Source organism: Stenotrophomonas sp. P5_B8 (assembly GCF_054049855.1).
The window spans coordinates 1-562 of record NZ_JBFULO010000877.1 but is presented as its reverse complement, the minus strand read 5'-3'; the positions used below and the strand labels follow the sequence as shown (position 1 = coordinate 562).

1 protein-coding gene is annotated in these 562 nt (G+C 55.0%); it reads right to left on the bottom strand.

Annotation, left to right across the window (positions count from 1 at the left end; genetic code table 11):
- Window positions 1–357, bottom strand: a 357-nt coding sequence (locus tag ACXJKH_RS21950; protein WP_457322554.1) for a hypothetical protein, incomplete at its 3' end; no start/stop codon positions are given.
- Window positions 358–562: the final 205 nt, after the last annotated feature.

The window sequence follows — 562 nt, the reverse complement described above, 5'->3', positions numbered from 1 at the left end:
CAGCCACTCAGACGACCCCTTGGACGCATTAGCGACGCAGGCAATCGCAAACGGGAGTTCTTCCCTACTCACGCTCCTGCTACGGATCACGCCATTTCGCGATGTGACTCCCAGCTGCTTCAGCGTGCTCTTGATCAGACTGTCAGGAGACTCAATGACTTCGCCGACGAGTTCAATCTCTCGAACGGCCCGACCTTCGTCCGACACGACAAATGATTGACCACTTCCGTAGACGTTGACTCGTACAAACTCGCCGGACGGATAAATACAGTGCGTCGGCACGCAGAGGCTGTCACGTTCCGTGAATGCCTCGAACGCACCTTGGAGAATTGGGTAAATTTCAGATGGTTCGATCACAGAAGTAGCCCCCGCTCCGGGTAAGTGATGCTATGGGCACCTAACACTATGTTCCTAGCATTGCAGTACCACCGCAAGCAGGCATCAAATTCCCGAGCCTGAGTAAAAGCAACCGCGAGCTTCAGCTTCTTGGGCTGAACGCCTAGAGCCTTGAACTCCTGTCGGTTCAGCTCCCACGAATGCCAATGCGGGCCCCGTACAAAGG